This is a genomic window from Halomonas sp. 707D4 (assembly GCF_024158685.1).
Classification (GTDB): Bacteria; Pseudomonadota; Gammaproteobacteria; order Pseudomonadales; family Halomonadaceae; genus Vreelandella.
Window position 1 is genome coordinate 1 of the sequence record NZ_JAMZBD010000345.1, and the last position, 3412, is coordinate 3412.

3 protein-coding genes are annotated in these 3412 nt (G+C 61.4%); all 3 read right to left on the reverse strand.

From position 1 onward, the window contains the following. On the reverse strand, window positions 1–615 hold a 615-nt coding region (locus tag BIS11_RS13320; protein WP_253586248.1), incomplete at its 3' end, for a glycine betaine ABC transporter substrate-binding protein. A gap of 158 nt (window positions 616–773) precedes the next feature. After that, window positions 774–1604 (reverse strand): proline/glycine betaine ABC transporter permease, encoded by an 831-nt coding sequence (locus BIS11_RS13325; RefSeq protein WP_253424419.1) that lies wholly within the window; start codon window positions 1602–1604, stop codon window positions 774–776. Next, window positions 1604–2809, reverse strand: a complete 1206-nt coding sequence (locus BIS11_RS13330; RefSeq protein WP_253424416.1) for a glycine betaine/L-proline ABC transporter ATP-binding protein — start codon at window positions 2807–2809, stop codon at window positions 1604–1606. The genes BIS11_RS13325 and BIS11_RS13330 overlap by 1 nt, the downstream gene beginning before the upstream one ends. Window positions 2810–3412: the final 603 nt, after the last annotated feature.

The following is a 3412-nucleotide window of genomic DNA, read 5'->3' on the forward strand; positions in this document are numbered from 1 at the left end:
GCGCGCGAACATCCAGTGCGGCGTCCAGCTGGTCACGACGATGTCTTCCTCGTTGTCGATCGCGTTGGAGAGCGCGGCCACCATGGTGGCGTCGCTGCCGCTGCGCAGGCGCAAATCGAGGTCATAGGTATCCACGACCTCCTCGGCCAGGCCCATCAGGCCCGCCCCCGGGTCGATACCGATGATCTCGCTGTCGAACAGCGCCGCGTTGTCGTTGAGATCGGCAATGGAGTCCACCTCGGTGTAGGCGGGCACCACCAGGCCGAGCTTGGTGCCGTCCAGGTTCGGCCCCAGGTCCTCGACGCTGTCACCGATGCGCTCCATGTACTCGGCGTGGGTAGTGGGCAGCCAGGCCGCGACGATCGCGTCGGCATCGCCGGTGGAGAGCGCCTGGAACATGGCCGCCGCCGAGAGCGAGGTCAGGTTCACGTCGAAGCCGGCCTGCTCGAGCACGGCGGCCACCACGTTGGTGGAGGCCACTTCCGAGGACCATTCGACGTAGGCGAGGTTGACCGTGCCCTTGTCCTGGGCTTGGGCCAAGCCGCCGGCGAGACCGGTCGTGGCGAGCAAACCGAGAGAAGCGAGACGAATCGACGCTTGTAGACGTGTTTTCATGCGATGTTTCCCTTGTTGGTGATTGACACTCTTGTGAATCGAGGCCGAGGCCTCGTGGTGCGACAAGCACTGCGGCCGAAACCGCCTGGCGCTTGTCGGACATGGCGGCTCGTGCGACGCGTGTACCGCTCAAGCGTCATCTCGAGCCCGCATGTTCGTCAGCGGCGCGACTTGCGCAGCGACTGGGTCAGCCGGTCGAGCAGCATGGCCAGGATGACCACCGCGATGCCGGCCTCGAAACCATCGCCGGGGCGCAGGCGCTGGATGGCGCGCCACACTTCGCTGCCCAGCCCGTCGGCGCCGATCATCGCCGCGATCACCACCATCGAGAGCGCCAGCATGATGGTCTGGTTGATGCCCGCCATCACCGTGGGCAGCGACAACGGCAACTGCACCTTGAAGAGCTTCTGCCCTCGAGTGGCGCCATAGGCATCGGCGGCCTCGATCAGCTCCGTCGGCACCTGGCGAATGCCGAGGGTCGTGAAACGGATCGCCGGCGGCATGGAGAAGATCACGGTGGCGAAGATCGCCGATACCGCGCCGATGCCGAAGAAAGGAATGGCCGGAATCAGGTAGACGAAGGCCGGCATGGTCTGCATGAAATCGAGCACCGGCATGATCACCCGGTACAGACGCTCGGAAAGCGCCGCGACGATGCCGATCGGAAGCGCGATCACCACCGCGACCAGGGTGGCGATCACCACCAGCGTCAGGGTCTCGATCATCGGGTTCCAGAGCCCCAGGTTCCAGATCAGGGCCAGGCCCGCCACGGCACCGATGGCCAGGCGAATGCTCGCCAGGCGCCAGCACAGCAGGGCGATCAGCGCCATCAGCGCCCAGTCGGGTAGCCACATCAGGCCATCGTTCAAGCCGTTGATGCCGCTCTGGGTGAACCGGGAAATGCCCCGGGTGACGACGGAGTACTCGCTGGTCAGCCAGCGCAGGCCGCTCTCGATCCAGCTGCCCAGGGGGATGCGTGGGATATCCATCAATGCTCTTCTCCTGCTCGTGCCAGTTCGTGCAATACCGCGCCCTTGACGACGACGCCCAAGAGGCGCTGCTCGTCATCCACCACGGCGATGGGGTAGCTCTTTTCACTGAACATGGCGAACAGGTTCTGGAGCGGTTCGTCCGGTGATACTCGGCGAAAATCCTGGGTCAGGTAGGCGGTGAGCCTGTCGGCGCGCTCCTCGATGGCACGGCTGGCGGCGTCCGCCTCCAAAAGCCCGAGCAGGCGGCGGTCGCGGTCGGTCACGTAGATGGAGTCCAGGCTGTAGTCGCGCATGCGGTGCAGCGCGGTGCGCGGGCCGTCGCTGTCGCGGGCGCTGGTGTGTACCGGGCGCATGGCGCTTTCGGCGGTCAGGATGCGTGCGCGATCCACCCCTTCGATGAAGCGGCGCACGTAGTCGTCGGCCGGTTGGGTGAGAATCTCCTCGGGCGTACCGATCTGCACCACTTCGCCATCCTTGAGCAGCACGATGCGATCCCCGATGGAGAGCGCCTCGTCCAGGTCGTGGGTGATGAAGACGGTGGTCTTCTGCATGCGGGTCTGAAGTTGCAGAAGCTCCTGCTGCATGTCCTTACGAATCAAGGGGTCGAGCGCCGAGAACGCCTCGTCCATCAGCAAAACGCTTGCATCGTTGGCCAGCGCCCGGGCAAGGCCCACGCGTTGCTGCATGCCGCCGGAAAGCTGGTTGGGGTAGGCATCTTCCCAGCCGCCCAGGCCCACCTGTTGCAACGCACCGTGGGCGATCTCGCGCCGCTTGGCCTTGTCGATGCCGCGAATCTCGAGGCCGAACTCGGCGTTTTGCTGGACCGTACGGTGGGGGAAGAGGGCGAAGTTCTGAAAGACCATCGAGAAGTGGCGCCGGCGACACTCCAGCAGCGCCTTTTCACCCAGGGTGGGAATGTTCTCCCCGTCGATGACGATATCGCCTTCGGTGGAATCGATCAGTCGGTTCAGGCAGCGAATCAGCGTCGACTTGCCCGAGCCCGACAATCCCATGATGACCAGAAGCTCTCCTTCATAGACATCGAAGGAGATATTGGAAAGGCCCAGGGTCTGGCCGGTCTTTTCGAGGATGTCGGGGCGTTTCAGTCCCTGGTCACGTAGTTCGAGGGCCCTCTTGGGTTGCTTGCCGAACACCTTGCTCAAGCCGCGTACCTGAATCTTGACAGGACGTGTTTCTTCCATCGATGGAACCTTATTGTTGAATAATCTTGTTGCAGCCCTTGCAGCGTGCACGACCGGGCTTGGTCGTGAAAAGAGGCGTAGAAGGGCGCATGACTACGATTAAATAATCAAAAATTAGCAATCAATGCTGAATTTATTACCAATTATTATACATAAGGCTGGCCTATGTGTCACAACGCCCCTGAACGATGCAGCGAACTAACGTTACATGTGTCATTTCTATCCCCCTCCGATATAGCGTAGGTTAAATCGACGTCAGTGCGACTTATTTTATAAGGTGATGTTTTATATAAATTTTTTTATTTTTTTATGTTTTTGGCACGAGAAGTGAAAGTCTCCGTTCGACTTTATAATCTCGAGAAACGGCCAGGGAGCGGCCGGACAAGCCAGGCAGGCGCATCTCGGGACGTTCAACGGACACGAAGGAGGCAGGTCTTATGGATAAGCAAGACAAACCGACGTTCAAGCGTAAACATCTCATCGCGCTGGGCATGTTGGCTACCGTGACCTCGCTCACGCTGGCAGGCTGTGGCAATGACGACGAAGACGAGCTGCCGCCCGCTCAGCAGCCGGAAACCATGGAGCAGAGTGGCGCCATGGACG

Excerpts from the sequence above, each read along its gene's own strand:
- BIS11_RS13325 (WP_253424419.1), bottom strand. The coding sequence starts at position 1,604 with ATGGATATCCCACGCATCCCCCTGGGCAGCTGGATCGAGAGCGGCCTG.
- BIS11_RS13330 (WP_253424416.1), bottom strand. The coding sequence starts at position 2,809 with ATGGAAGAAACACGTCCTGTCAAGATTCAGGTACGCGGCTTGAGCAAG.